At 72.6% G+C, this 25,593-nt stretch carries 18 protein-coding genes; 4 read left to right on the forward strand and 14 right to left on the reverse strand.

The annotated features are described in order from the left end of the window. Positions 1-4: 4 nt before the first annotated feature. From ACH54P_RS15430 to ACH54P_RS15475, 10 genes are all read right to left on the reverse strand, one after another. On the reverse strand, positions 5-1,369 hold the full coding sequence (locus ACH54P_RS15430) for a maltokinase N-terminal cap-like domain-containing protein (protein ID WP_489913222.1): 1,365 nt from the start codon (positions 1,367-1,369) through the stop codon (positions 5-7). A gap of 5 nt (positions 1,370-1,374) precedes the next feature. Then, positions 1,375-3,183 (reverse strand): maltose alpha-D-glucosyltransferase, encoded by a 1,809-nt coding sequence (gene treS / locus ACH54P_RS15435; protein ID WP_489913224.1) that lies wholly within the window; start codon positions 3,181-3,183, stop codon positions 1,375-1,377. A gap of 39 nt (positions 3,184-3,222) precedes the next feature. Then, on the reverse strand, positions 3,223-5,205 hold the full coding sequence (locus ACH54P_RS15440) for a maltotransferase domain-containing protein (RefSeq protein ID WP_489913226.1): 1,983 nt from the start codon (positions 5,203-5,205) through the stop codon (positions 3,223-3,225). A 421-nt stretch (positions 5,206-5,626) separates the two neighbouring features. After that, complete coding sequence (glgX, locus tag ACH54P_RS15445) at positions 5,627-7,774, reverse strand: glycogen debranching protein GlgX (RefSeq protein ID WP_489913228.1); 2,148 nt, start codon at positions 7,772-7,774, stop codon at positions 5,627-5,629. A 71-nt stretch (positions 7,775-7,845) separates the two neighbouring features. Continuing rightward, positions 7,846-9,561: a malto-oligosyltrehalose trehalohydrolase gene (gene treZ, locus ACH54P_RS15450; RefSeq protein ID WP_489913230.1), complete on the reverse strand. Its 1,716-nt coding sequence runs from the start codon at positions 9,559-9,561 to the stop codon at positions 7,846-7,848. Then, on the reverse strand, positions 9,558-11,834 hold the full coding sequence (gene treY / locus ACH54P_RS15455) for a malto-oligosyltrehalose synthase (protein WP_489913232.1): 2,277 nt from the start codon (positions 11,832-11,834) through the stop codon (positions 9,558-9,560). The genes treZ and treY overlap by 4 nt, the downstream gene beginning before the upstream one ends. Beyond that, on the reverse strand, positions 11,831-13,951 hold the full coding sequence (gene glgX, locus ACH54P_RS15460) for a glycogen debranching protein GlgX (RefSeq protein WP_489913233.1): 2,121 nt from the start codon (positions 13,949-13,951) through the stop codon (positions 11,831-11,833). Before glgX (ACH54P_RS15460) ends, treY begins: the two co-directional genes overlap by 4 nt. Before the next feature lie 79 nt (positions 13,952-14,030). Next, entirely contained in the window at positions 14,031-15,992 is a 1,962-nt protein-coding gene (gene malQ, locus ACH54P_RS15465) for a 4-alpha-glucanotransferase (protein WP_489913235.1), read from the reverse strand. 40 nt (positions 15,993-16,032) lie between these two features. Then, positions 16,033-16,233, reverse strand: a complete 201-nt coding sequence (locus ACH54P_RS15470) for a hypothetical protein (RefSeq protein WP_489913237.1) — start codon at positions 16,231-16,233, stop codon at positions 16,033-16,035. After that, positions 16,230-16,802, reverse strand: coding sequence for a hypothetical protein (locus ACH54P_RS15475; protein WP_489913239.1), 573 nt, complete (start codon positions 16,800-16,802; stop codon positions 16,230-16,232). The genes ACH54P_RS15470 and ACH54P_RS15475 overlap by 4 nt, the downstream gene beginning before the upstream one ends. 109 nt (positions 16,803-16,911) lie before the next feature. Here ACH54P_RS15475 and ACH54P_RS15480 point away from each other — a divergent pair, with 109 nt between their 5' ends. Genes ACH54P_RS15480 through ACH54P_RS15490 form a run of 3 tightly spaced genes read left to right on the forward strand, consistent with a single transcriptional unit; the run spans position 16,912 to position 20,239 of the window. After that, positions 16,912-18,081 carry a sensor histidine kinase gene (locus ACH54P_RS15480; RefSeq protein ID WP_489913240.1) on the forward strand — a complete coding sequence of 390 codons (1,170 nt, stop codon included), beginning with the start codon at positions 16,912-16,914 and terminating at the stop codon, positions 18,079-18,081. Continuing rightward, positions 18,078-18,746, forward strand: a complete 669-nt coding sequence (locus ACH54P_RS15485; protein ID WP_489913242.1) for a response regulator — start codon at positions 18,078-18,080, stop codon at positions 18,744-18,746. Before ACH54P_RS15480 ends, ACH54P_RS15485 begins: the two co-directional genes overlap by 4 nt. A 41-nt stretch (positions 18,747-18,787) precedes the next feature. Next, the gene (locus ACH54P_RS15490) at positions 18,788-20,239 is read left to right on the forward strand and encodes an amino acid permease (protein WP_489916454.1); all 1,452 of its coding nucleotides are present in this window, start codon (positions 18,788-18,790) and stop codon (positions 20,237-20,239) included. Here the strand turns inward: ACH54P_RS15490 and ACH54P_RS15495 are convergent. From ACH54P_RS15495 to ACH54P_RS15505, 3 genes are all read right to left on the reverse strand, one after another. Beyond that, positions 20,217-20,999 carry a DUF6885 family protein gene (locus tag ACH54P_RS15495; protein WP_489913244.1) on the reverse strand — a complete coding sequence of 261 codons (783 nt, stop codon included), beginning with the start codon at positions 20,997-20,999 and terminating at the stop codon, positions 20,217-20,219. The genes ACH54P_RS15490 and ACH54P_RS15495 overlap by 23 nt on opposite strands. Positions 21,000-21,051: 52 nt before the next feature. Continuing rightward, positions 21,052-22,410, reverse strand: a complete 1,359-nt coding sequence (locus tag ACH54P_RS15500) for a type I glutamate--ammonia ligase (protein WP_489913246.1) — start codon at positions 22,408-22,410, stop codon at positions 21,052-21,054. 529 nt (positions 22,411-22,939) lie between these two features. Then, positions 22,940-23,746, reverse strand: coding sequence for an EamA family transporter (locus ACH54P_RS15505; protein WP_489913248.1), 807 nt, complete (start codon positions 23,744-23,746; stop codon positions 22,940-22,942). Between the two features lie 342 nt (positions 23,747-24,088). Between ACH54P_RS15505 and ACH54P_RS15510 the strand changes: the two genes are divergently transcribed. After that, positions 24,089-24,268: a DUF7455 domain-containing protein gene (locus tag ACH54P_RS15510; protein ID WP_004561029.1), complete on the forward strand. Its 180-nt coding sequence runs from the start codon at positions 24,089-24,091 to the stop codon at positions 24,266-24,268. A gap of 139 nt (positions 24,269-24,407) precedes the next feature. On the opposite strand, the gene ACH54P_RS15515 is transcribed toward ACH54P_RS15510, so the two are convergent. After that, entirely contained in the window at positions 24,408-25,589 is a 1,182-nt protein-coding gene (locus tag ACH54P_RS15515) for an ROK family protein (RefSeq protein ID WP_489913250.1), read from the reverse strand. Positions 25,590-25,593: the final 4 nt, after the last annotated feature.

Below are 25,593 nucleotides of genomic sequence, written 5' to 3' on the forward strand. Positions count from 1 at the left end.
CCTCTCAGCTCGTGATCCGGGCGATCGAAGCGAGCGGCACGCCCAGCCAGTCCGGCCGGTTCGCGTGCTCGTAGCCCACCTCGTAGACCGCCTTGTCCAGTTCGAAGGCGCGCAGCAGCTCGCCCTGGTCTCGCGGGTCCGCCGCGACCGCGGCGTAGCCCTCGCAGAACGCCGTCCGGTTGCGGTCGGACCACTCCAGCGCACGCTCGGCCAGCGCCGGGTCGTCCGGCTGGCCGACCAGCATCTGCTGGGCCGCGTAGTCGAACGACCTCAGCATGCCCGCGACGTCGCGCAACGGCGACCGGAGCGCGTGGCGCTCCTCCACCGGCGCTGCGGGCTCCCCCTCGAAGTCGATCAGCAGCCAGCCGCCGACCGTGCGCAGCACCTGGCCCAGGTGCAGGTCGCCGTGGATGTACTGCATGGTCACCGAGTCGGGGGGCAGCACGCGCAGCTTCTCGAACGCCGCCCGCAGCGCCGGGGCGTGCGCCGCCAGGTCCGGTACCCGGCCGGCGACCGCGTCGAGCCGGTCGAGCATCGCCTTCGTCGAGCGCTCGAGCTCGTCGGCGTCGACCGGTTCGGTGCCGAGGGCCGTGGCGAGGTCGGCGTGCACCTCGGCGACGGCGCGCCCGAGCCGCTCGGCCTCGCCGGCGAAGTCGCCGCCGACCTCCTCGGCGTGCAGGTCGGGCGCGGCCATCAGGTCGCGGACGCTGGTGGTGGCCATCGCCCAGCCGTCGACGGCGTCCGGGATGAACTGCTGGAGCATGCCGACCGTGGTCGGCTCGCCGTCCAGGTCGCCGGTGATCGAGCCGAGCGGCTGCGCGATGTGCTTGCTGCCGACGCCCTGCAGCGCGCGGTGCAGCAGCAGGTCCTTGTTCTTGCCCGGCGTCAGCTTGCGGAACAGCTTGAGGATGTACTGCCCGCCGTAGACCAGGGAGGTGTTGCTCTGCTCCGACGTGATCGGCCGGGCGCGCAGGCCGGTGTCCAGCTCGATGCCGGGCTCGTGCTCGAAGATCAGCGAGCCCACGTTCTCCTCGCGGGCCATCAGGTCCAGCAGGACGCCGGTGAGGTCGAGGTCCCCGGACGCCTCGTAGGCGTTGAGGTCCCCGCCCGCGCCGATCCAGCTGGTCGACGCGATCTCCGGCGGGTGCGTCCGCCGGCCCACCAGCAGCTGGTAGGGCTCGCGCCGGTCGTCCTGGGCGACCTCGATCACGACGTGCAGCAGCTGCGGATCGCCGGAGACCAGCTCGGTCACGCCGAGCGGCCGGATGCCGGTCACCGGCCGGTCCTTGCCGGCGAACCAGCGCTGTTCCGGCAGCCACTGCTTCAGGTCGTCGGCCAGTTCGTCGACCAGCCCACGCGGGTCGGACAAGGGACTCACCTCGTTTCGCCTTCGTCTCCCGGGCTCGTCAGCTGGAACCAGTAGAAGCCGTGCCCCGGCAGCGTCAGCAGGTAGGACAGGTCCCCGATGCTGGGGAACCGCACCCCGCCGGTGAGCTCCACCGGCGTGCACCCGCGGTGCGCGGAAAGATCCAGCTCCACCGGCTGCGGGAACCGGGAGAGGTTGTTCACGCAGAGCACGACGTCCTCGCCGCCGTCCGGGCGCCGCCACTGGCGCTTGTAGGCCAGCACGCTCGGGTTGGACCCGCCGAGGTCGGTGAACTCGCCTTCGGCGAACGCGTGGTGCTGCTTGCGCACCTCGATCATCCGCCGGGTCCAGTTGAGCAGGGACGACGAGTTGTTCGACTGCGCCTCGACGTTCAGGCCCTGGTAGCCGTAGACCGGGTCCATGATCACCGGCAGGTAGATCCGGCCCGGGTCGCACGCGGAGAACCCGGCGTTGCGGTCCGGGGTCCACTGCATGGGGGTGCGCACCGCGTCGCGGTCTCCGAGCCAGATGTTGTCTCCCATGCCGATCTCGTCACCGTAGTACAGAACGGGCGAGCCCGGCAGGGAAAGCAGCATCGCGGTGAACAGCTCCTGCTGGTTGCGGTCGTTGTCCAGCAGCGGGGCCAGCCGGCGGCGGATGCCGATGTTGGCCTTCATGCGCGGGTCCTTGGCGTACTCCGCGTACATGTAGTCGCGCTCTTCGTCGGTGACCATCTCGAGGGTCAGCTCGTCGTGGTTGCGCAGGAAGATGCCCCACTGGGTGCCGCTGGGGATCTCCGGGGTCTGGGTGAGGATCTCCGAGATCGGGAACCGGGACTCGCGGCGCACCGCCATGAAGATCCGCGGCATCAGCGGGAAGTGGAACGCCATGTGGCACTCGTCGCCGCCGACCGCCGGGTCGCCGAAGTACTCGACGACGTCCGAGGGCCACTGGTTGGCCTCGGCCAGCAGGATCCGGCCCGGGTACTCGTCGTCGACGACCTTGCGGCAGCGCTTGAGGAACTCGTGCGTGCGCGGCAGGTTCTCGCAGTTGGTGCCCTCCTGCTCGAACAGGTACGGCACGGCGTCCAGCCGGAACCCGTCGATGCCCAGGTCGAGCCAGAACCGCAGGACGTCGATCATCGCGTTCTGGACGTCGGCGTTCTCGTAGTTCAGGTCGGGCTGGTGGGAGAAGAACCGGTGCCAGTAGAACTGGCCGCGCACCGGGTCGTACGTCCAGTTCGACGTCTCGGTGTCGACGAAGATGATCCGCGCGTCGGCGTAGCGGGAGTCGTCGTCGCTCCACACGTAGTAGTCGCCGTACGGGCCGTCGGGGTCGCTGCGGGACTGCTGGAACCACGGGTGCGCGTCCGAGGTGTGGTTGAGCACCAGGTCGGTGATCACGCGGATGCCGCGCCGGTGGGCCTCGTTGAGCAGGAACACGAAGTCCTCGACGCTGCCGAACTCCGGCAGCACCGCGCGGAAGTCGCTGATGTCGTACCCGCCGTCGCGCAGCGGCGACGCGTAGAACGGCGGCAGCCACAGGCAGTCGATGCCGAGCCACGCCAGGTAGTCCAGGCGGCCGGCCAGCCCGCGCAGGTCGCCGGTGCCGTCGCCGTTGGAGTCGGCGAACGCGCGCACCAGCACCTCGTAGAACACCGCGCCCTTGAACCACTGCGGGTTGCTCGGCGCCTGCTGCGCCGAGCGGAAGTCCCCCGCCTGGGGTTCCACGAGCATGCCGTCAGCGGTGATCGCCTCACCGGTGTGCGGCACTCCCTCCAGCCCCAAAGCCGCGTCGGGCCGGGCGTCTTCCGCCATGAGTTCCACCTCGTCCCTCGTGTCCCTGTCCTTCCGTGTTCAGCCGGCCAGCCGGCGTCTCACCGACACGACGTGGGCCACCGCTCGCCAGGGTTCGAGCCGGACGAAGTTCGCCGGGCCCCAGTCCCAGGTGTCGCCGGTGACCTCGTCGTGGGCGATCAGCCGCTCGTGCGCCTCGAAGCCCAGTGCCGCCGTGTCGAGCCAGAGCGTGCCCTCTTGGGGCCCGTACGGGTCGAGCGTGACGACGGTGACCACGGTGTCGCCGGTGGCCGGGTCCTGTTTGGAGTAGGCCAGCAGCGCGTCGTTGTCGACGTGGTGGAAGTGCAGGGTGCGCATCTGCTGCAACGCCGGGTGCGCCCGCCGGACGGTGTTCAGCTTCGTCAGCCACGGCTCCAGGGAACGGCCTTCGGCGAGCGCGCGCTCGAAGTCGCGCGGGCGCAGCTGGTACTTCTCGGAGTCGAGGTACTCCTCGCTGCCCTCGCGGACCGGGACGTGCTCGAACAGCTCGTACCCCGAGTAGACGCCCCACGTCGGCGAGAGCGTCGCCGCGAGCGCCGCCCGCAGCGCGAACATGCCGGGGCCGCCGCGCTGCAGCGACTCGTGGAGGATGTCCGGGGTGTTGACGAACAGGTTCGGCCGGCCCTCGTTCCAGTGCTCCCGCAGGTCGATCGCGAAGTCGATCAGCTCCTGCTTGCCGGTGCGCCAGGTGAAGTAGGTGTAGCTCTGGGTGAAGCCGAGCCGGGCCAGGCCCCACAGCCGCGCCGGGCGGGTGAACGCCTCGGCCAGGAACAGCACGTCCGGGTGGGCGTCCTTGACCGACTGGATCAGCCAGGCCCAGAAGTCCGGCGGCTTGGTGTGCGGGTTGTCGACCCGGAAGATCTTCACCCCGTGGTCGATCCAGACCGTGATGACCCGCAGCATCTCTTCGTAGACGCCCTTGGGGTCGTTGTCGAAGTTGATCGGGTAGATGTCCTGGTACTTCTTCGGCGGGTTCTCCGCGTACGCGATCGAGCCGTCCGGGCGGGTGGTGAAGAACTCCGGGTTCTTCAGCGTCCACGGGTGGTCGGGCGCGGCCTGCAGCGCGAAGTCGAGCGCCACCTCCATGCCCAGCTCTTCGGTGCGGGCCACGAAGGCGTCGAAGTCTTCGAAGGTGCCGAGGTCGGGGTGGATGGCGTCGTGGCCGCCCTCGTCGGAGCCGATCGCCCACGGCGAGCCGACGTCGTCCGGGGTCGCGTCGAGGGTGTTGTTGGGCCCCTTGCGGTTCACCCGGCCGATCGGGTGGATCGGCGGGAGGTAGACGACGTCGAAGCCCATCTTGGCGACGCGGTCGAGCGCGGCCGCGGCGGTGGCGAAGGTGCCGTGCACGGGCTTGCCCTCGGCGTCGAGCCCGCCGGTGGAGCGCGGGAACAGCTCGTACCAGGAGCCGTACGCGGCGCGCCTGCGGTCGACCCACACCTTGTGCGGCTTGCCCTTGGTGATCAGCTCGCGCACCGGGAACTCGTGCATGAGCTGGCGGACCTCGGGCGAGAGCGCGGGCCCGACGCGTTCGGCGAGGCTGCGGCCTTCGTCGCGCAACGCGGTCAGCGCGCCGGTCAGCAGCGCCTTCTCCGCCCGGCGGTCCGGGCGGCGGGAGACGCGCTCCAGCAGCCGGGCGCCGTTCTCGAGGTCGTTCGCGAGGTCTTCGGGGCCCTGCCCGGCGGCGACCTTCACCTCGACGTTGTGCTCCCACGTCGCCCAGGGATCGCCCCACGCGTCGATGCGGAAGGTCCACATGCCGGTGGTGTCGGGGACGATCACCGCGGAGAACTCGTCCGGGTGATCGGAGCCACGCGGCGCCATCCGCGTCTGGCGCGTCAGCCGGTCGTCCGGGCCGCGCCACGCGACGGTGGCCGCGACGGCGTCGTGGCCTTCCCGCCAGACGGTCGCGAAGACCGGGATGTGTTCCCCCACAACGGCTTTGGCCGGATACCGGCCGCAGCTCACGCTGGGGGAGACGTCGTCGATGCCGAGCCGGCCGGTCATGGGCAACGCCCCTCGGTGTGTCGGTTGGACGCAGACGGCGACAGTCTGCCTGACTCGATCAAGCGCCCACGAGGCAGGGTTCTCTTCCGGTGTACCCAGCCATCCGCGGACGAAACGCTTTCGCCGCAAGGAATTTCCGGCGAATGACCGGGAGGTTACAACCCGGGGCGAACCGGCCCGCTCGACACGCGGACCCGAACGGCCACGACGCGTACCCGAACGGACGACACGCGTACCTGGGCGGACGACACGCGTACGCAGATGGACGACACGCGTACCTGGCCGGACGACACGACGGCCCGCCCGGTTCCCGCCCGTGTCGTCCGGCTGGATACGCGAGTCGTCCGGCTGAGTACGCGAGTCGTCCGGCTGAGTACGCGAGTCGTCCGGCTGAGTACGCGTGTCGTCCGGGCGGTGCGGGTCAGTAGGGCTCGGGCTGGGGCTCGGCGGCCAGGCGCGGGGCCCGGAGCAGGAGCAGGGAGCGGGACTGGAGCGTCAGCCGGCTCTTGGCTTCCAGCGCACCCGGGTTGGCCGGGCTGCCGTCCGCCGTGCTCGTGTCGAGGGTCGGCTTGAACGTCTCGCCGTACTCCCGGCCGGGCAGGACGACCTCGGCCGGCGCGTCGCCGGCGTGCAGCCACAGCAGCCACGAGTGGTCGGACACCAGTTCGCCCTCGCGGTTGCGGGCCTGGCTGTTCGAGCCGTCGATCCACATGCCGAGCGTGTGGCGGTCCTCGAACCAGTCGCTCTCGCCGAACTCCTCGCCGTCCGGGCGGAACCAGATCAGGTCCGGCTTGCCGGTGGGCGTGGTCCGGCCTTCGAAGAACTCCGGCTGCCGCAGCGCCGGGCTGCTCGCCCGCAGCCGCACGACCCGGCGCGCGAAGGCGAGCATGGCCTCGGCCTCGGGGTCGTCCGGCGTCCAGTCGAACCAGGACGTCTCGTCGTCGAGGCAGTACGCGTTGTTGTTGCCGCGCTGGGTCCGCCAGAACTCGTCGCCCGCGGTGAGCATCGGGGTGCCGGTGGACAGCAGCAGCGTGGCGAACAGGTTGCGCACCTGCCGCGCCCGCAGCTCCCGGATCCCCGGGTCGGCGGTGTCGCCTTCGGCGCCGTGGTTCCACGAGCGGTTGTCGTTGCCGCCGTCGCGGTTGTCCTCGCCGTTGGCCTCGTTGTGCTTTTCGTTGTAGGACACCAGGTCCCGCAGCGTGAAGCCGTCGTGCGCGGTGACGAAGTTGATCGACTGCCACGGCCGCCGCAGGTTGTGGTCGTACAGGTCGGACGAACCGGACAGCCGGTAGGCGAGGTCGCGCACGCCGGTCGCGCCGCGCCAGAAGTCGCGGACGGTGTCGCGGTAGCGGCCGTTCCATTCCGCCCACTGGGCGCCGAAGTCGCCGACGCGGTAGCCCTCGCCGGTCGCGTCCCACGGCTCGGCGATCAGCTTGCAGCGCGAGAGCACCGGGTCGGTGGTGATCGCGGTGAGCATCGTCGAGTTGCGGTCGAACACGCCGCCGCGGGGCCGCCCGAGCGTGCTGGCCAGGTCGAACCGGAAGCCGTCGACGCCGAGCTCCTGCGTCCAGTACCGCAGCGAGTCGGTGACCAGCCGCACCACGGTCGGGGACCCGGCCTCCAGGGTGTTGCCGCAGCCGGTGATGTCGGCCATGTGCCCGCGCTCGGTGTGCAGGTAGTACACCGGCGCGTTCAGCCCGCGGAAGCTCAGCGTCGGCCCGTCCGGCCCGCCTTCGCAGGTGTGGTTGAACACGACGTCGAGGATCACCTCGATGCCGGCCGCGTGCAGGGCGGCCACCATCAGCCGGAACTCCTCGACCTCGTGGCCGGGTTCGCTGGCGTAGGCGGCGTGCGGCGCGAAGAAGCCGAGCGGCGAGTAGCCCCAGTAGTTGTGCCGCCCCGCGCGGATCAGCGACGGCTCGTCGAGGAACGAGTGCACCGGCAGCAGCTCCACGGAGGTGACGCCGAGCCGGGTCAGGTACTCGATCGCCACCGGGTGGGCCAGGCCGAGGTAGGTGCCGCGCAGCGCCTCCGGGATGAACGGGTGCCGCTGGGTGAACCCCTTGACGTGCAGCTCGTAGACCACCGCCTCCTCGAACGGCACCTCCGGCTTGATGCCGGTGTCCGGGCCGCCCGGCGAGGCGACCACCGACAGCGGCACGCTGCCCAGGGAGTCCACAGTGGACATCGGGCCGCGCTCCGGGTCGCCGGTGAAGCCCTGGGCCGCGCGCAGGTCGGTGAGCCCGCCGGTGATCTGCCGGGCGTACGGGTCGAGGAGCAGCTTGTGCGGGTTGCACCGCAGGCCGCGGGCGGGGTCGTACGGGCCGTGGATCCGGTAGCCGTACCGCTGCCCCGGCGTCACCCCGGGCACCAGGCCGTGCCAGACGCCGAAGGTGCGCTCGGTGAGCGCGATCCGGCGTTCGGACCCGTCGGCGTCGATCAGGCACAGCTCGACGGCGTCCGCGACGGCGGACGTGATCGCGAACCGCACCCCGCCGGCCTCGGGGTGGGCACCGAGCGGGAAGGGGCGACCGGCGAGGACGTGGTCGGCGGAGGGTCGTAGGGCCATTCCTGAATCGTCCCAGATCGAAGGTGGTCCGTGCGCGTCATGACCAAGGAGTTACCCGGAGGCAACCGCTGTCAGGGTGTCGTTTCGGCTACGACGAAGGTGTCCGGGGGCAGGTGCGCGGCCCCACCGTCCACCGTGGCCTCTCCCCACGTGAGCAGCGACACGGCCGTCCCGAGCGGCAACGTCACCGGGCCGGGGCCGAAGTTGACGGCCAGCCGCAGCGCGCCGCGGTGCAGCACGAGCCAGGACCCGTCCGGCGCGGAGTCGACGCGCAGGTCCGCGACCGACGGGTCGGCCAGCTCGGGCCGCTCCCGGCGCAGCCGGATCAACGCACGGTACAGCGCCAGCACCTCCCGGTGACCGGGACGCTCCGGCTCGGCCCAGTCCAGCCGCGAGCGTTCGACGGTGGCCGGGTCCATCGGGTCCGGCACGTCCGATTCGCCCCAGCCGTGCCGGGAGAACTCGCGACGGCGGCCCGTGCGGACCGCCTCGGCCAGCTCCGGGTCCGGGAAGGAGGCGAAGAACTGCCACGGCGTGCTCGCGGCCCACTCCTCCCCCATGAACACCATCGGCGTGAACGGCGAGCAGAAGAGGATCGCGGCGCCGCAGGCCAGCCGGCCCGGTGCGACCGTCGCGGACAGCCGGTCGCCGGTCGCGCGGTTGCCGATCTGGTCGTGGTTCTGCAGGTAGCCGAGGAAGCGGTGGCCGGGGACGGTCCGGGTGTCGACCGGGCGGCCGTGGGTGCGCTCGCGGAACGACGACCAGGTCCCGGCGTGGAAGAACACCTCGCGCAGCACCCGCTCGATCGCGTCCTGCGCGGCGAAGTCGGTGTAGTAGCCCGTCTCCTCGCCGGTGAGTTTGACGTGCAGCGCGTGGTGGAAGTCGTCCGACCACTGCGCGTGCAGGCCGTACCCGCCGCGCTCGCGGGGCGTGACCAGCCTCGGGTCGTTGAGGTCTGACTCGGCGATCAGCGTCAGCGGCCGGTTCAGCGCCGCCGACAGGGCCTCGGTCTCGGTGGCGAGCTGTTCGAGCAGGTGGACGGCCCGCCGGTCGAGCAGCGCGTGCACCGCGTCGAGGCGCAGCGCGTCGACGTGGAAGTCGCGGAACCAGCTCAGCGCGTTGTCGATCACGTACCGCCGGACCTCGTCGGAGCCCGGTCCGTCGAGGTTGAGGCCCGGACCCCAGTCGTTCTGCCCGGCGAAGTACGGCCCGAACCGGTCGAGGTAGGCCCCCGACGGCCCGAGGTGGTTGTAGACGACGTCGAGCACGACGGCCAGGCCGCGCGCGTGGGCGGCGTCGACGAACCGCTTGAAGCCGTCCGGCCCGCCGTAGGGCTCGTGGACCGCGCCCCAGAGGACGCCGTCGTAGCCCCAGCCGGCGGTGCCGTCGAAGGAGTTGACCGGCAGCAGCTCGACGTGCGTGATGCCGAGGTCCACGAGGTGGTCGAGCCGGTCGATCGCCGGGTCGAAGGTGCCGCCCTCGGTGAACGTGCCGACGTGCAGCTCGTAGAGGACGCCGCCGGGCAGCTGCCGCCCGTGCCACGCGTCGTCCGTCCACTCGAACTCGGCGTGGTCGTAGACGCGCGACTCCTGGTGGACGCCGTGGGGCTGCCACCGCGACCGCGGGTCGGGCAGCGGCTTCTCGTCGTCGTCCAGCAGGAAGGCGTAGTTGACGCCGTCGGCGTCGGCGTGCCACCAGCCGCCGTCACCGGCGGTCATCTCGCGCACGCCGGCGTCGGCGCTCAGCCGGACCCGGCGGGCCGACGGGGCCCACACGCTGAACCTCATGCGTCTCCTCGGACCAGCAACGCGACGGGGTACCGCTCGAACAGGGTGGCCAGGTCACCGGTGACCTCGCGGCCGGTCAGGACGTCGGTCCAGACGCCGCCGGGCAGCGGCAGCACGGTGTCGCGCCAGCCGCCGGCGGCGTCGAGGCCGATCGGCAGGCGGGTCACCGCCACGGCCAGGTCGGCCGAGCGCGTGAAGGCGAGGCAGTGCTCCGCCGCGGGCCCTTCGGCCCGCAGGGGCCGGTAGCCGTGGAAGAGCGCGGGGTGTTCCCGCCGCAGCCGCAGCGCCCGGTGCACCACCAGCAGCTTCGCCGCGCCCGAGGGGTCGACGTCGGGCAGCTCGCCGCCGGTGATCCGGGCCAGGATCTCGCGGCGGGCCGCGTAGTCGACCGGGCGCCGGTTGTCCGGGTCGACCAGGGAGAAGTCCCACAGCTCGGTGCCCTGGTAGACGTCCGGGACGCCGGGCGCGGTCAGCTGCACCAGCTTCTGGCCGAGGGAGTTCACCCAGCCCGGCCGCTCGATCCGGGCGACGAACTCGGCAACGTCCCTGGCCAGCTCGGCGTCGCTCGTGACGTCCTCGGGCCAGGCGGCGACGTCGGCCTCGAACTTCTCGTCGTGGTCGGTCCAGCTGGTGCGGAGCTTGGCTTCCTTGGCCGCCTTGTCGAGGTAGTCCCGCAGCCGGGCCGGCTCGATCGGCCAGGTCGCGACCAGCGTCTGCCACGCGAGGAGGTTCAGCGACGGCTCGGCGATCCCGCGGCGGGTGGTCCAGCGGCGGACCGCCCCGGCGAACTCGCCGGGCAGCTCGGCCAGCACGGCCATCCGGGCGCGGGTGTCCTCCGAGCGCTTGGTGTCGTGCGTGGTCAGTGTCGTCATCGCCGCGGGGTGGCCGGCCTCGCGCTCGGCGGCCAGCCGGTGGAACTCCTCGACGCCGAGGCCGAACCGGTCCGGGTTGCCGCCGACCTCGTTGAGCGCGGCGAACCGGGTGTAGCGGTAGAAGGTCGTGTCCTCGGTGCCCTTGGCGACGACCATGCCGGACGTCTGCTGGATCCGGGTGGCCAGTTCGCCGTCCGGCTCGGCGCGGACCTGCGCGTCGAGGGCGTCGAGCGCTTTCCCGAGGTCGGGCCGCGCCTGGCGCGCGCCTTCGATGGCGGCGGCCCAGTTCGCCGCGCCTTCGGGCAGGTAGGAGCGGTAGACGGGGAAGGCGACCATGGTCTCGGCCACCGCCTGCCGGGCAGCCTCGGTCTCGACGTCCCGCAGCAGCGCCGCGATCCGGCGGACCTCGGCGACGAGGATGCGGTCGGTGACCAGCCGCCGGGCTTCGGCCTCGACGCGGTGGTAGCCGGTCTTCACGCCCAGCTCGGTGGCCAGCTCGGTGAAGCCGGGCTCCCCCGCCGGGTCGACGAAGACGCCGGCGATCTCGCGCAGCGCGTCGTAGCCGGTGGTGCCGTCGACGGGCCAGCTCTGCGGCAGCGGCTCGCCCGGGTGCAGGATCTTCTCCGCCACGATCCACGCGCCCGGGGCGTTCTCCCGCAGCCGCCGGAAGTAGCCGCCAGGGTCGGCGAGGCCGTCCGGGTGGTCGACGCGCAGGCCGGTGACGTCGCCGTCGGCCACCCAGCGCAGCACCTCGCCGTGCGTCGCCGCGAACACCGTCGGGTCCTCGACGCGGACCGCGGCGAGGTTCGTGATGTCGAAGAACCGGCGGTAGGACAGCTCCGCGTTGCCGCGGCGCCAGCCGGCCAGGCGGTAGTGCTGGCGCTCGTGGACCTCCTGCGGCGTCCCGCCTTCCGTGCCGGGGGCCAGCGGGAACCGGTGGTCGTAGTAGACGAGCTCGCCGTCCTCGACCGACAGCTCCGCGACGGCGTCGTCGTCGCCCAGCACCGGCAGCAGGATCGGGCCGCGATCCCAGTCGATGTCGAAGTACGGGGCGAACTCCGAGCCGCGGCCGTGCTTCAGCACGTCCCACCACCAGCGGTTCGCCTTCGGCACCTCGACCGACATGTGGTTCGGCACGATGTCGACGACCAGGCCCAGCCCGAGTTCCTTCAGCAGCTCGCCGAGCTCCCGCCGGGCCGCCTCGCCGCCCAGCTCGGGCCGCGCGCGCGTCGGGTCGACGACGTCGTAGCCGTGGGTCGAGCCCGGCGCGGCGTCCAGCACGGGCGACGCGTACAGCGCGCCGACGCCGAGGTCACGCAGGTACCCGGCGATGCCGGCCGCGTCGGCGAAGGTGAACTCGGGGCGCAGCTGCACCCGGTACGTCGACTCCGGCACCGTCATTCGGGCTCCGTTCGCTGCAGGACGATCAGGGACCGGGCGGGGAGGGTGAACTGGCCGCCGCCCTCGATCGGCTTCGCGTCGGCGGGCTCCACCTCGCCGGTCGCGGTGTCGACGACGACGGTCCAGGAGTGGCCGTAACCGTTGCCCGGCAGTGTCGCGTCGATGTCCTCGTAGTGCGCGTTGAAGGCGAGCAGGAACGAGTCGTCCTCGACCGTCATCCCGCGCTGGTCGAGGTCCGGGATCGCCTTGCCGTTGAGGAAGACGACGACCGCCTTGCCGAAGGCGTCGTCCCAGTTCTGCTCGGTCATCTCCTCGCCGGCCGGGGTGAACCAGGCGATGTCGCCGAGCTTCGCGCCCTTGCCGACCGGGCCGCCCTGGAAGAACCGGCGGCGGCGGAACACCGGGTGCTTGTGCCGGAACGCGCCCAGCCCGCCGGTGAACTTCACCAGGTCCGTGTTCTCCTTGGCCAGCTCCCAGTCCATCCAGGACAGTGCCGAGTCCTGGCAGTAGACGTTGTTGTTCCCCTGCTGGGTGCGGCCGAACTCGTCGCCGTGCAGGATCATCGGCACGCCCTGGGACAGCATCAGCGTCGCCAGCATGTTGCGCTGCTGCCGGGCGCGCAGGGCGAGCACCTCGGGATCGTCGGTCTCGCCTTCGACGCCGCAGTTCCACGAGCGGTTGTCGTCGGCGCCGTCGCGGCCGTCCTCGCCGTTGGCCTCGTTGTGCTTTTCGTTGTAGGACACCAGGTCCCGCAGTGTGAAGCCGTCGTGCGCGGTGACGAAGTTGATCGACGCGAACGGGCGGCGGCCATCGTCCTGGTAGAGGTCGGACGAGCCGGTGATCCGCGACGCGAACTCGCCCAGCGTCGACGGCTCGCCCCGCCAGAAGTCCCGGACGGTGTCGCGGAACTGCCCGTTCCACTCCGTCCACAGCGGCGGGAAGTTGCCGACCTGGTAGCCACCGGGACCGACGTCCCACGGCTCGGCGATCAGCTTCACCTGGCTGACGATCGGGTCCTGCTGCACCAGGTCGAAGAACGTCGACAGCCGGTCGACGTCGTAGAACTCGCGCGCCAGCGCCGAAGCGAGGTCGAAGCGGAAGCCGTCGACGTGCATCTCCGTCACCCAGTACCGCAGCGAGTCCATGATCAGCTGCAGGGTGTGCGGGTTGCGCACGTTCAGGGAGTTCCCGGTGCCGGTGTAGTCCATGTAGTACTCGGGCTCCCCCTCCACCAGCCGGTAGTAGGCCTCGTTGTCGATGCCCCGCATCGACAGCGTCGGCCCGAGGTGGTTGCCCTCCGCGGTGTGGTTGTAAACCACGTCGAGGATCACTTCGATGCCGGCCTCGTGGAAGGCCTTGACCATGCCCTTGAACTCCTGGACCTGGCCGCCCTCGCCGGGCATCGCCGCGTACGAGTCGTGGGGCGCGAAGTAACCGATCGTGTTGTAGCCCCAGTAGTTCGTGAGGCCCTTCTCCGCCAGCCCGTGGTCGGTGACGAACTGGTGCACCGGCAGCAGTTCCACCGCCGTCACCCCGAGTTTCTGCAGGTGTTCCACCACGGCGGGGTGCGCGAGACCGGCGTAGGTGCCCCGCAGCGCTTCGGGCACGAACGGGTGATGCACGGTCATGCCCTTGACGTGCGCCTCGTAGATGACCGTCTCGTTGTACGGCCGCTTCGGCTGGCGGTCGTTGCCCCAGTCGAAGAACGGGTTCGCCACCAGCGAGTACGGCACCCGGCCCGCCGAGTCGTCGTCGTTGCGCTCGTCCGGGTTCTCGAACTGGTAGCCGAACAGCGACTCGTCCCACTTCACGCCGTGCGAGACGGCCTTCGCGTACGGGTCGATGAGCAGCTTGTTCGGGTTGCAGCGCAGGCCGCGCTTCGGGTCGTACGGGCCGTGCACCCGGAACCCGTACCGCTGCCCGGGCCCGACGTTGAGCAGGTAGCCGTGGTGGACGAAGCCGTCCACCTCTTCGAGCGCGTGCCGCGTTTCCTTGCCCTCGGCGTCGAACAGGCACAGTTCGACCCGCTCGGCGACCTCGGAGAACAGGGCGAAGTTCGTCCCGACTCCGTCGTAGGTCGCGCCGAGCGGGTAGGGCGTTCCTGGCCAGGGCCGCACTGGGGTCTCCTCGAGCTTGGGTCGTACCGGGGCGTCCGGGGACGCGTGTCACCGGGGGTCGTGCGCCGCGGGGTGGTCGTTACCGGGGCAGCGGGCGGGCCGCCGCCAGCGGCGCGACCGCGGCACGGACCCCCTTCGCGGTGAAGAAGCCGTCGACGCTGACGGGAAGGCGAATCCGCCAGTTAGGGTACTGGTCGACCGTTCCGGGCAGATTCGGCTGCCGCACCTGGCCCGCCACGTCGGCCGGCGACGTCAGCACGAGCCGGGACGCGGCCGAGGCCAGCAGCGTGTGCAGCGCGACGACCGGGTCTTCAGCCGGGATCCCTTCCCGCGCAACGAGTTCGAACAGCGCCTTCCGCTCGGCGGCGGCCGCTTCTTCTTCCGCCTCGACCCCGCGGTCCAGCAGGCCCAGCTCGGCCCGGACCCGGACGTGCTCCCCCGCCAGCCAGCCGGAGACCGTCGGCAGGTCGTGGGTGGAGATGCTGGCCATCGCGTCCGGGTCCCACGCGCGCGGCCGCGTGAACGGCTTGCCGGGCGCGTCCCAGTCGCGTTCGAACCACAGCACGGCCGAGCTGAGCATGCCGCGCTCGTGCATGGTCTCGGTGACGGTCTCCTCGACCGTGCCGAGGTCCTCCCCCACGACCACCGCGCCGGCGCGGTGCGCTTCGAGCGCGAGCACGCCGACCATCGCCTCGGCGTCGTAGTGGACGTACGTGCCGCGGTGCGCGGGCTCGCCCGGCGGGATCCACCACAGCCGCCACAGCCCGGCGATGTGGTCGACGCGGATGCCGTCGGCGAAGCGCAGCACCCCGCGGATGACGTCCCGGAACGGCGCGTAGCCGGCCTCGGCCAGCTTGTCCGGCCGCCACGGCGGCAGGTTCCAGTCCTGCCCCTGCTGGTTGAAGGCGTCCGGCGGCGCGCCGACCCGCACGTCGGCGGCGAAGACGTCCCGCACCGCCCAGGTGTCGGCCCCGCCGGGGTGCACCCCGACCGGCAGGTCGTGCACGATCCCGACGGTCATCCCGGCCTCGCGCGCCGCCCGGCGGGCCGTTTCCAGCTGGACCCGGCAGAGGTGCTGGAGCCACGCGTGGAAGCCGACGCGCTCCTTCAGCTCCTCGCGGGCCTTTTCGACGTCGGGCCCGGCCGGGTCGCGCAGCGCCTCGGGCCAGTCCCGCCAGTCCGCGCCGTGCCGCTCGGCGAGGGCGCAGAACAGCGCGAAGTCCAGCAGGTCGGCGTCCTCGGGGACCTCCTCCACGCGGTGCGGCCACAGCAGCTCGAGCGCGGCGCGCTTGGCCGTCCAGACGGCGTCGTAGTCGATGAGGTCGCCCTCGCGGTCCGGGGCCAGGGACTCGACCGCCTCCCGCGTCGCCGCGTCGGCGCGCGCGAACGTCTCGGTCGCGGTGACGCGCAGGTAGACGGGGTTGGCGAACCGGCGGCTGGCCGGGGAGTACGGCGAGCGTTCGACCGGGTGGGCGGGGCTGATCGCCTGGACCGGGTTGACCAGCAGGACGCCCGCGTCCAGCTCGGCGGCCGACCGGGCGGCGAAGGCCGCGAGGTCGGCGTAGTCGCCGATGCCCCAGGAACCGGGCGAGTGCAGGGCGTAGAGCTGCAGCATCCACCCCCAGGCGGGCCGGACCTCCGGCAGCTTCGCGGGCACCACCGCGAGCACGACGTCCTGGTCGGCGGTGACCACCCGGTGCCAGCCCAGGGGCAGGTCGGCCGGCAGCTCGTCGCCGACCCGCCGCCGGGTGCCGTCCTCGAGCACGACCTCGGCGTCGGTGCCCAGCGGCCGTCCGGTGCCCTCCCGCACGACGATCGTCGGTGGCAGCGCGGCCGGGGCCTCCGCGGCCAGCGCCCGGGCGATGGCTTCGCCGGTGGTCGCGTCGACCCCGAACTGCCCCAGGACGGCGACGACGACGTCGTCGTCCACGTCGACCCACACCTGGTCGGCGTTCTCGTACCGGGTGGCGACGCCGTGGCGGTCGGCGAGCTCGTGCAGGGGGCGGCGGGCGGGGATCTCGTCGGGCACGGGGACCAGCATTCCGGTGCCCGGCCGTTCCCGCCATCCACGCGGGGCGACATCACCCCGGCGGCCGGTGGGCCCGGCGGGCGAGCAGCACCGCCGCCCCGGCGAGCACCATCACCACGCCCGCCGCGACGTGCCACGACGGCGGCAGCAGCCGCAGCTGGACGAACCAGCTCGGCGAGTGCGCGCCCAGCAGCCGGTTGAGCAGCCCGCCGCCGCCCTGGACGACCAGCAGGATCCCGAGCAGCTCGATCACGGCCGCACCTGCTCGCGCCGGCCGAACAGCTCTTCCCAGACCGGCCCGGTGATCAGCCAGATCGTCGAGACGGTGCCCAGCCGCGGGAACCAGTCCCACAGCGGCGCGACCTGCTCCGGCGTGCCGATCGCGAAGATCGCCGCCAGCAGGGCCACCGCGGCGAGCCCGCAGGCCAGCAGGCACTTCCCGAACTCCCGCCACTCGTGCCGCAGCTTCTCCTTCCCCCGGCGTTTCGGTGGTGGCGCCCCACCGGCGAAGCGCCGCGCGAACAGCGCGTCCGCCCACCGCACCATGCTCGGCCCGAACACGACGCTGAACCCCAGGTAGACGGCGGCGAGCCCGTGCGTGAAGTTCGCCTTGGCCCCGCCGGACAGGTCGAGCACGGTCGCCACCAGGACCACGACGTCGATCAGCGGCACCATGGCGAGCAGCACCGCCGACGCCCGGCGGGCACGCAGCGCGTACCGCACGGCCAGCCCGGCCGCGATGACCACCCAGAACCCGATCTCGCCCGCCGCGATGACGGCGGCCATCGGGTTCTCCGCGAAGAACCTCCCGATTTCGTCCACGCTGCCAGCCTCGCCCGCGCCTCGCCCCGGGCGCGTCGGCGGAAGGCACGACCGGGGGTCATCACTTCGTAGGACGCGCGCTGGTCACGCCGTGTGCTGGGATGGTCACATGCCCCTCCCGCGCCTGCGTTCACTCCCGGTGTGGCAGCAGGACGCCTTGATCGCGCTCGGCACGTGGCTGGTCGGCTTCCTCGTCTACGTGGCCGGCATCCACCGGCTGCTGGCGGCGTACGACCACGCGCCGCTGTGGGTGCGGCTGCTGGAGCTGACCGCCCTGTGCGGGCTGGAACTGCTCCGCCGGCAGGTGCCGGGAGCGCTGCTGCTCGCCACGGCGGTGCTGGCCGCCGACATCTGGCTGAGCCCGTCGCTGCCGGTGGTGATCATCTACACCGACTTCCTGTACGCGGCGACGCTGTACGGTTCCCGGCGCACCAGCCGGGTGATGATCGGCGTGGCCGCGCTGTCGGTGGTGGTCGTGTTCGCCGCGGTGCTGCTGCTCGCGCAGCAGTGGCGCGCGGCGGTGCTGGCCGCGGTGAGCCTGCTGCCGTTCGTCCTCACGCCCGTGTGGTGGGCGGCGAACGTCCGGCAGCAGCGCGACATCGCCGAAACCGAGCGGGCGAACGCGGGGCAGCTGGCGAAGATCGCCGAGCTGGACCGCCGGGCCGCGGTGGCCGCCGAGCGCGGGCGGATGGCGCGTGACCTGCACGACGTGATCGCCGGGCACCTCTCGGCCATCGCCATCCAGTCGGAGGCGGCGCTGTCGATGCCCGATCCGAAGCTGGCGAAGGTGGTGCTGGAATCGGTGCGGGAGAACAGCGTCAGCGCCCTGGAGGAGATGCGCGCGATGATCGGGCTGCTCAAGGCCGAGGGCGGGGAGGCGGAGACGACCGCGCCGGCCCGGCTGGCGGAACTGGCCAAGCTGGTGGAGTCGGCGCGGGCGAGCGGGCTGGAGGTGCGTGTCGCGTCCACGGTGGACGAGCGGGTGGCGTTGCCCGCGGCGGTCGACCTGACGGCGTACCGGATCGCGCAGGAAGCGCTGACCAACGCGGTCAAGCACGCCCCGGGCGGCCAGGTCGACGTGGACGTCCGCTACCTCGACGGCGTCCTCGCCGTCGAGGTGCGCAACGAGGTCCACCACCCGACCCGCGCCCCCGCGGACGGTGCCGGCCTGCTGAACATGCGCGAGCGGGCGGACGCGGTGGGCGGCAAGCTGACCGCGGGCCCGGCGGCCGGGGGCTGGCTGGTCCGCGCGGAGCTGCCGGTGGGCGGCGGCCGATGACGGTCCGGGTCCTGATCGCCGACGACCACAGCGCCATCCGGTTCGGCCTCACCGTCATCCTCGACCGCGACGACGGCATCGAGGTGGTCGGCGAGGCCGCCGACGGCGCCGCCGCGGTGCGGCAGGCCCGGGCGCTGCGGCCGGACGTCACCCTGATGGACGTGCGGATGCCGGGCACCGACGGCATCACCGCCACCCGCGAGCTGGTCGACGAAGGGCTGTCGAAGGTGCTCGTCCTGACCACGTTCGACCTCGACGAGTACGTCTACGGCGCGCTGCGCGCCGGGGCCGCCGGGTTCCTGATCAAGTCGGTCGAAGCGCCGAAGCTGATCGAGGCGGTGAAGCTCGTCGCGGCCGGCGAGGGCGTGCTGGCCCCGCAGGTCACCCGGCGGGTGCTCACCGCCTTCGCCGCGGCGGCCCCGGAACCGGCGCCCGCACCCCCGGGCCTCGGCGACCTCACCGACCGCGAACGCGACGTGCTCGGCTGCCTCGGCGAGGGCCTCTCCAACGCCCAGATCGGCACCCGGCTGCACATCGGCGAGACCACCGTCAAGACGCACGTCTCGCGCGTGCTGGCCAAGCTGGACCTGCGATCCCGCGTGCAGGCGGCGATCCTCGCCCAGGAGAACGGCCTGGTCCGGGCCGATCTGCGGGAACGCCCGTGACCTTCTAACTTCTCCTCATGGGTGTGCGGCGAACGCTGAACGTGGACGAGGTGCTGAAGCGCCAGGACTCCGGGGAGCTCAAGCGGCGGCTGCGCGGCCGCGACCTGATCGGGTTCGGCGTCGGGATCATCATCGGCACCGGCATCTTCACCCTCGCGGGGGTCGAGGCGAAGACGCACGCCGGGCCCTCGGTGACGCTGTCGTTCGTGCTCGGCGCGGTCGTCGCCGGCCTCGCGGCGCTGTGCTACGCCGAGCTCGCGTCCAGCGTCCCGACGGCGGGAAGCGCTTACACCTACGCCTTCGCCACCCTCGGCGAGGTGTTCGCCTGGATCATCGGCTGGGACCTGCTGCTGGAGTTCGCGCTCGGCGCCGCCGTGGTGTCGCGCGGCTGGTCGGGGTACCTGGCGAACCTGCTCGGGCTGTCGCCGGAGTGGTTCGGCGAAGACGCGAAGGTCAACGTCGGCGCGGTGGTCGTCATCGCCGTGCTGACCGTGGTCGCCGTGCTGGGCATCAAGGAGTCGGCCTGGCTGACCAACCTGCTGGTGTGCGTGAAGGTCGCGGTCTGCGTGCTGGTGCTCGCGGTCGGCCTGTTCTTCGTCAAGGGCGCGAACCTGACGCCGTTCATCCCGCCGGCGCAGGCGCCGGAAGCCGGGACGACGGTGCTGGAGCAACCGGTGGTCCAGGCGGCGCTGGGGCTGGAGCAGTCGGTTTACGGCATCGCCGGGATGATCACCGCGGCGGCCGTGGTCTTCTTCGCCTACACCGGTTTCGAGGCGCTCGCGAACCTCGGCGAGGAGACGCTCAACCCGCGCAAGGACCTCCGCGTCGGCATCCTCGGCGCGCTGGGCCTGTGCGCGCTGCTGTACATCGGCGTGTCGATCGTGCTGACCGGCATGATCCCGTTCACCGACATCGACACGGGCGCGCCGCTGGCCGACGCGTTCGACCGGGTCGGCCAGCACTGGGTGGGCGCGCTGATCTCGCTCGGCGCGGTGACCGGGCTGACGTCGGTGATGATGGTCGAGCTGGTCACGATCGGGCGAATCGGCTTCGCGATGGGCCGGGACGGCCTGCTGCCGAAGGCGCTCGGCACCGCCCACCCCCGCTGGGGCACCCCGCACCGCATGACCATCGGCGGCGCGGCGCTGATCGCCGTGCTGGCCGCGTTCATCCCGATCTCCGAGCTGGCCGACATGGTGAGCATCGGCGCGCTGTCGGCGATGATCATCGTGGCGGTGGCGGTCCCGGTGCTGCGCCGCCGCCGTCCCGACCTGGACCGTCCCTTCACGGTGCCGTTCTCCCCGGTGGTCCCGATCGTGGCCGCGCTGGCGTGCCTGTACCTGATGCTCAACCTCAACGTGCTGACGTGGCTCCGTTTCGCGGCGTGGCTGGTGATCGGCCTGGTGATCTACTTCGCCTACGGCCGCCGCCATTCCCGCTTCGCGCCGGGGAACGCCGACGCGGCCGCGGTCAGTCCCAAGGGGACGGACTGAGGCCCGCGACGCGGATCACCTCACGGGTCACCGCCGCCTGGTCCGTGTCGACCACCACCAGCACACCCAGCCCGGCCAGCGCCGCCGTCACCCATTCGATCGGCTGGTCGTGGATCCCGTTGTCGCCGAACGACGGGTAAGTGTCCACAACGGACAGCAGGGTGCCCTCGGCGCCGATGCGGATGCCCGCCAGGAGCACGAAGTGGCCGCCCGGCGGGCGCCAGCGGGAGGTCCACAGTGGCGGGACGCCCGTGTCGAGGTAGTCGAGCAATGCGCGTTCCGGCGTGTCGTGGGCGCCGAGCTCGGCGCTGTCGATCCGGGCGATCACCGCGACGCGCGGGACGTCCCACAGCCCGGCCAGCAGGTCGAAGAGCGACTCCGTCGTCCACTCCCCCGTCGCCGGCACCGCCGTGAGCGCGCCGCGCGACAACGAGCCGACGGCCGCCGCCAGCCGGGAGACGCGGGTGCCCGCCGCGGCCGGGTCGTCGACAACCGGCAGCGGCAGGCGGAAGGCGGCCCGGCCCACCTCGCCCGGCGGGCGCACGACCGGCCCGCGGACCGTGCCCGCGGCCGCCGCGACGGCGTCCTGGTCGGGCCCGTCGAGCCCGGCCGCCCGCAGGGCCGCGAGCCCGCAGAACGCCGCGGCCAGCCCGTCCTTCTGGGGCAGCTCCGCCTGGGCCACCGCGGCCAGCCGGGCCCCGCCCGGCAGCCACCGCACCCCGGACAGGTCCAGCTGCCCGCCGTCGATCCCCGAAGACATCGGTCCCCTCAGTGGCTTCCGGTGGAGTTCCCCGGCGCCATTCTCCCAGCCATCAGTAACGCCACAGGTGTGCGGCGACGATCTCGTCCGCCGTGCGGTCGGCCGCCCACGCCGCGTCGGACGCCCGGACCGCGCGGAAGGCCCCCAGCAGCGGGTCGCCGAGCACGCCGGCGATCCGGGGCGAGGCCAGCAGCGCGGCGTCCTGCCCGGCGGTGTCCGCCGGCAGCCGGCGCACGCCGCGCGTCTCGCGCTCGCCCTCCGTCCAGCCGCCCGGGTCCTCGCCGATCGGCTCGGGCAGCGCGGCGGCGTCTTCGATGCCGGCCATCCCGGCGGCCAGCACCACGGCCAGCGCGAGGTACGGGTTGGCGGAGGCGTCGGACGTCTTGAGCTCGACGTTCGCGTGGTCGGTGCCCAGCAGCGGCGAGCCGGGGACGTACCGCAGCGGCGCCTCCCGGTTTTCGACGCCCCAGAACGCGTACGCGCCCGCGAAGTAGCCGGGGCGCAGCCGCAGGGTCGACGGGACGCTCGGCGCGGTGATCGCGGTCACCGCCGGCAGGTCGCGCAGCAGCCCGGCGAGGTAGCCGGCGCCCTCGCCGTCGAGCGTGCGGTTCTCGTCGGCGTCGAGGAGGTTGCGGCCCCTGCGGCGGACGGAGGTGTGCAGGTGCCAGCCGTTGCCGGCGGTGCCCAGCGCGATCAGCGGCGCGAAGCTGACGGCGAGGCCCTGCGCGTGCGCGGCGGCGTGGATGGTCTGGCGGGCCAGCAGCTGGTCGTCGGCGGCGGAGACGGGGTCCGTGGCGGCGAGCGACAGCTCGACCTGCGCGACGCCGTACTCGGCGTGCAGCTGGCCGATCCGCAGGCCGTTGGCCGCGAAGTCGTGCAGCAGGGCGGCGACGAAGCCGTCGAGGCGGACCAGGGCGTGCGGGCTGTAGGCCGGCCCGGGGTGCCCGGGCGTCGTCACGACGTCGGGGCTGCCCGCCGGCGCGACGGCGAACTCCAGCTCGTAGCCCGCGCGGAACTCCAGCCCGCGCCGGGCGCCCTCCGCGACCTGCCGTTCGAGGACCGCGCGCTGGCAGTAGGGCCACGGCTCCCCGTCGGCGTCGACCTGCCGGACCGGCGCCCAGGCGAGCGCGGGCTGCCCGGCCAGCCGCCGCAGCCGGTCGACGACGGGCACGAGCCGGATGTCCCCGGACGGCGTCGAGAGGCCGGCGTGCCCGTAGGTGATGGCGTCGTGACTGTCGAAAACGGCGAACAGCGAGGTCGCCCCGACCCCCCGCGTGGCGGCGTCGGCCAGCCCGGCGACGGGGACGATGCGGGAGCGCGGGATGCCGTTGTTGTCCGCCCAGGCAAGGTGCACCCCACCCACTCCGGCGGCCGCGAAGTCCTTCGCCGCCGCCGACGCCGCCTTGGTCATGGCCACCCGCTTCCTGCCGCCCGGCCCAAGTATCCCGGCCGGGACCCGCAGAGACCATCACGATCCGGCGCCCTCCCCCGGTCGAGGCGGCCGGTGAGGGACGCGGCGGCCGCCCAGGCGAACACCTTCAGCCCGGCTGCCTGGGCGGGCGCTGTACGGGCGGGCGCTGTACGGGCGGTCGCCGAGCGGGCGGTCGCCGAGCGGGCGGTCGCCGAGCGGGCGGTCGCCGAGCGGGCGGTCGCCGAGCGGGCGGTCGCCGAGCGGGCGGTCGCCGGGCGGGCAAGCGGGCGCACAAGCACGGCCCGCCCGCCCTGGGGGTCCGCCCCGCTCCAGCGTATCGGCGGTGTCCGACACAAAGCGCCGGACAGCGGCGGCCGCGGGCGGGTTGTCCACATCGCGGCCGCCCTGTGGGCAACTCCGGCCCACCGGGGCCATCGCTCCTGCCCGGATGTTCCCGCGCCGACCGAGCCCGCCGTCAGCCCAGCCCGATGTTCCCGAGCCGACCGGGCTGCCCACCCGCCAGCCGCCCTCAGCTCGGCGGCTCCGGTCCCGGCCGCGCCGGGGCCTCCCGGCTTCTCAGCGCCACCCCCGCCACCACCGCCAGCGTTCCCGCCGCCTCCGGGAGGGAGGGCACCTGGCCCAGCAGCACGAACCCCATCACGCCCGCCGTCACCGGGAGCAACGCCAGCAGCACCGCGAACCGGGCCTGGCCCAGCCGGCGTAGGACCACCTGGTCCAGGGCGTACGGCACCACCGTCGACAGCACGCCCACGCCGACCCCCAGCAGGAGCATGCGTGGCGAAGACCACACCTCGCCGGTCCCGAAGGCCAGTGGCGACAGGGCCACCGTCGCCGCCGCGAAGCCGATCGCCAGGCTGTCGATGCCCGATCCCTCGGCCGACGCCACCCGCTTGCCCAGCAGGATGTAGCCCGCCCAGGCCGCCGCCGCGGCCAGGGCGAACAGCACCCCCGCCACGGACCCCGCGAGCCGGACGTCCGCGATCGCCACCACGCCGCACGCCACCAGGACCACCGCCAGCACGTCCCGCAGGGACCGCGTGCCGAAGGCCGCCACCACCACCGGGCCCGCGAACTCCATCGCCACGACCGTGCCCAGCGGCAGCCGGGCGATCGCCTCGTAGAAGAGCACGTTCATGCCCGCCGTCACGACGCCGAACACGATCGCCAGGGCCAGCCGGCGGCCGCGCCAGGCCGCGCGGGGTGGCCGGCGCCACGCCAGCAGCACCACCGCCGCGCCGAGGCAGCGCAGCCACGCCACCCCGGCGGGCGTCGCGTGGCCGAAAAGGTCGACCGCGACGGCCGCGCCGGCGTACATGGAAATTCCGCTGAGAACGAACAACAGCGGGGCGGGTGGTGTGGAAAGCTTCCGAACCGGCGTCACCGTACTCACGACCCCATGGTGCCTGACCACCGAAAACGTAACTCTCCGGGTATTCGTCTCCTGCATTGCGGGACTCCGCTACGGCATCCGGGGTAAATCGGCGTGACTCAGGTCCCACCGGCGCGGGAACACTTGCGGGCCGCGAAACGTCTGCAAGAGTGGAAGCACGAACACCGCGGAGCCGGAGGCGATCGCCGTCACCGGCATCAGTCCCGAAGTGGGCGTAGCTGGATCGATGGCACCGGGCGACCGGTGCCGGGACGGAGGGAGACCCCCATGACATCGCCGACGCTCACCCGCCCCGAACTGACCGCCGCCGACCGCTGTGACCGGTGCGGAGCTGCAGCTCAGGTACGAGCCATCCTCAGTACGGGTGGCGAACTGCTCTTCTGCGGGCACCACGCCCGCGAGCACGAGGCCAAGCTCAAGGAACTGTCCGCCGACATCCAGCGGTAACCACCCCGAAACGCCAGAAGGCGGCCAGTGCGCACAGGCACTGGCCGCCTTCGTTTTTCTGCAACTTGCAAAGTGCGCGGCGAATGTCACGGTCCGGACGCGGAATGTCGTGATTCCGGCCACAAAACCGGACAGGAAATCAGACAGAATCCAGCACGACTTCGAACGCCACTTCCGCGGCACCGAGGAGCTTCACGTCGGCTCCGAGGGCCGAGCTGACGATCCGCGTGCCCCCCACCGCCCGGCTCACCAGGCTGCGCCGGCGCACCTCGGCCCCGACGTGCCGCAGCACCGCTTCGGGCAGCACCGTCAGCAGGTCGCCGAGGATGACCAGCTGCGGCCCCAGCAGGTTGACGACGTTGATCAGCCCCAGCGTCAGCCACTCGGCGAACTCCGCCAGCCGCGTCAGCGCCGCCTCGGAGTCCCGGCCCAGCTCACGGAGCTCGAACAGGATCGCGCCGCGCGGGGTGTCCTCGGGCAGGCCGAGCGCCCGGCACAGCGCCGCTTCGCCGACCTCGGTCTCCCAGCACCCGCTGCTGCCGCAGTAGCAGGGCCGCCCGTCCGGGCGGATCACCATGTGCCCGATCTCGCCGACGTAGCCGGAGCCGCCGCGCAGCGCCGAGCCTTCGGCGATGACACCGCCGCCGACCCCGACGTCCGCCGAGATGTACACCACGTCCGACGACCCGCGGGCCGCCCCGCGCAGGTGCTCGGCGACCGCGCCGAACTCGGCGTCGTTGCCGACCAGGATCGGGATCTGCAGCACCGCGCCGAGCCGCTCACCGAGGGCGACGTCGGTCCAGCGCAGGTTCGGGGCCTCGTGCACGTACCCGTCCGCCCGCCGGACCACGCCGGGCACCGAGACCCCGGCCGCCACCGGGGTCACGTCGAGGTCGCCGGCCAGCACGGTCGTCGACTCGATGACGTGGGTGATGACCTCGTCGGGCTGTCCCATCCGGCCGCGCAGGTTCCAGCTGTTGCGGCCCAGGATCTGCCCGCCCAGCCCGACCAGGGCGATCGCGACGTGCTCGACCTGCAGGTCGACCGCGAGCACGACCGCCGCGTGCGGCTGGGGCAGGACCAGGAGCGAGGGGCGGCCCGCCCCTCGTCCCGGCCTCGGCACCTTCTCCTCGACGACGCCGGCTTCGGCGAGCCCGTCGACGAGGGTCTTGATCGTGCTCCGGTTGAGCCCCAGCTGGGTCGCCAGGGTCGCCCGGGTGCTCGGCCCGCCGACGTGCAGCAGGCGGAGCAGGGTCGTGCGGTTGTGCCGGCGCACCTCGTCGGGTCGTGCAACGGGTGTGCTGGTCACGGGTCTGATCATTCCA

This window comes from Amycolatopsis sp. N2S4-7 (assembly GCF_058119595.1).